This window comes from Halobaculum sp. EA56, from assembly GCF_051195075.1.
Classification (GTDB): Archaea; Halobacteriota; Halobacteria; order Halobacteriales; family Haloferacaceae; genus Halobaculum.
The window spans coordinates 1-2,680 of record NZ_JBNTJX010000062.1; the positions used below are offsets into that span (position 1 = coordinate 1).

Below are 2,680 nucleotides of genomic sequence, written 5' to 3' on the forward strand. Positions count from 1 at the left end.
GACACGGACGGTACCGGATTGAACAACGAGGCCGTGACCACGTTCAGAGCGGTGAACGTAGTCAACAACGGCGAGGATTATGCGAGACTGACAAATCTCCAAACCGATCTGTCGAACGCCGTCAGCGCGACCCTCGTGGATAACTTCGAAATTGGTCCTGGAAACGAGGCAAACGACGTCATTGAGTTCACTGTCGACACCCGTGGGAACATTTCTTCCAACGGAGGCTCGGTGACGTTGGTGGCTGAAGACTCTGACGGCTCACAGTCCTGACATACAAACTTCAGACTTTCCAATATTGTTACTCCGAACCGACAGACAATCTCAAATCGAATAGACGCAGGGTTCTTGGCTATCGCCAATAAACTTCAAATAATAACTAATCGGAATAATACAAGGTCCACATTTGGCTATATTGGACTGACTTGGTCACTCAGATTCACATCGAGAACTATGTTGAGACTACCAATCAAGAAGACTCCTTTTTCAGACTGTTTAGGAACTCTACAGCGCTGAATTCGTCGTTTTTGGACGAACCGGAGTATATACCAAAGATAGTCCGAACCGAGGTGGAGAATGAGCACGCCACCGTGGAGCCCGATACGGGTCGGCTCGCTGCTCGGCGGCGTGCACGAGGTACGAAACCATGGAACGACGGAAATTCGTGATCGGAGTCGGATCGATCGCCGCCGGAGGGGCGGCCGCAATGGGAACTGGTGCGTTCACCAGTGCACAAGCTTCCCGTGACGTTGACATCCAAGTCGAAGGTGACGGGAGTGCGTACGTCGGGGTCGGAAGAACCGGACACCCCAATGGGCGCTACCTAGATTACAATAATGGTGAGGCGGCGCTCAACGTTGACGATAGCGGAAACGGCGGGTCTGGTGTCAACAGTGATGCACACACCCGTCTTAATAACGTTTTTCGGATTAGGAATCAAGGTACCCAGACTGTCTACGCTACCATCGCGCTTCGTGGAAATGGTGACAGAGACAACATCTATTTCTACGATTCCGACAACGAGACGAAGGCCCTGAGTCCCGATGTCGGTAATCCGGGAGCATACTCGGATCAGTTTGAACCTGACAGTGTGGGCCCAGACCCGTCTAATATCGTCTTCAGTGCTGCAGAACTCAGCCCGGGAGAGTCTGTGTACGTTGGAATTGACATCGAAAAAGGGAAAAACCTCCAAACTGCACTCGCAGGTGCTGAAAATCTCCAGATCCAGGCGTTCGCTGACCTGGGAGACTCTCCGGCATCGAACTCACACTAATCGAATAAAGCCGTCAATTTAATATTTCCTGATAATTCTACTTGGTTAGTGGAAGATATCTGTATATATTATCTTAATAACTATAATATATTGGCCAATCGCACTTGTATGGCCGTGCGCACAATAGTTGAAAAATTGTTTTTGTTGGTAGTGCTAACTGCTGTTTTATCACTTGTTTTGGGGGCAGCTTTGGGTCAACCAATCTTATTAAGTTACGTTGAAACAGGAAGCATGCAACCAACCCTAGAGGCAGGTGATGGGTTCATAGCTGTCCCAAAACCGTTAGCCGCACCTGTTGAAGAAGGAGATGTGATTGTTTTCGAAGCAGAGCGGATACAGGGTGGTGGGCTAACTACCCACCGGGTTGTTGATATCACCGATCAAGGATATATAACAAAGGGAGACAACAATCCATTTACAGATCAAAGCAACGGAGAACCCCCAGTAAAACCAGCTCAAGTAGTAGCCATTGCGTGGAGTTTAAATGGAAAAGTGGTTGTCATACCATATCTTGGCATTGTATTTGATTCTGTACAGTCCGTTTTGGGAACGTTCCAAGGATTTCTAGCAACGGTATTGGGAACCGGGATCTTCCTCGGAACTAAGGGACTTGCGTATCTATTTTTTGTCTGTTCACTGATTTGGTACGTTATTGCAGAATGGCGTGACAAGGGAAGACGTGACGTGAGCCGAACCAGAGAACAGCAAAATGGAATTGATATACGGATTATTATCGCTATCTTCGCACTACTGATCGTAGTCGGAGCAAATACAGCGATGATTGGTCCCTCTGGGACGGATAAATTCAGCGTCGTCAGTGCGGAATTCGAATCCGAGCGACCATTAGTGATCCCTGCAGGTGAGTCTACGCAGATACGCTATCCTGTGGGAAGTGGTGGGGTGATTCCTCACATCGTATTTCTTGAACCGGGTAGCGAAGGTGTGACTATCGAACCTCAAGAACTCCAAGTCCGATCTCGTAGTGTCGCCAACGCTACGGTCAAACTCCAAGCACCCCCGGAGATTGGCTACTATCCACGCTACGTCGTCAAGCATCACTACCTCGCCCTACTCCCGCTCCCAATCATCCGCGCGCTCTATCAGCTCCACCCCTGGGCACCGATCATCGTCATCGACGCGATGCTCGGTATACCCTTCTACCTGCTCGGAATCAAACTCGCCGGCACTGGCCGCGTGCGGAATCGTACACGTGACAGAGACCGTTCAGTCGTCGAGTCCGTCCGTCGCAAACTCCAGAACCTTTACCGGTAATTCGACCCAACCGGGAATACGACCGTCATAACAATTGGATGACACCCACGCGAAGGGTGCATGGCCGACAGGGGGTTGCGCGCGCGAGCACTACTCGACACACAGTTCGAGACGATCGTAATCCTCCTCGTCGTC

General features: G+C 50.2%; 3 protein-coding genes. All 3 read left to right on the forward strand.

Annotated features, from left to right (window positions below):
* Nucleotides 1–273 (forward strand): hypothetical protein (locus ACQUQ1_RS21875; RefSeq protein WP_435066314.1); only part of this gene is annotated, 273 nt, incomplete at its 5' end.
* 373 nt (nucleotides 274–646) lie between these two features.
* The gene (locus tag ACQUQ1_RS21880) at nucleotides 647–1,273 is read left to right on the forward strand and encodes a hypothetical protein (protein WP_435066315.1); all 627 of its coding nucleotides are present in this window, start codon (nucleotides 647–649) and stop codon (nucleotides 1,271–1,273) included.
* 108 nt (nucleotides 1,274–1,381) lie between these two features.
* Nucleotides 1,382–2,545, forward strand: coding sequence for a signal peptidase I (locus ACQUQ1_RS21885; RefSeq protein ID WP_435066316.1), 1,164 nt, complete (start codon nucleotides 1,382–1,384; stop codon nucleotides 2,543–2,545).
* The last annotated feature ends 135 nt before the right edge of the window (nucleotides 2,546–2,680 follow it).

Bases quoted from the DNA above. Each gene is read 5' to 3' on its own strand.
- ACQUQ1_RS21885 (WP_435066316.1), top strand. From the start codon at position 1,382: ATGGCCGTGCGCACAATAGTTGAAAAATTGTTTTTGTTGGTAGTGCTA.
- ACQUQ1_RS21880 (WP_435066315.1), top strand. From the start codon at position 647: ATGGAACGACGGAAATTCGTGATCGGAGTCGGATCGATCGCCGCCGGA.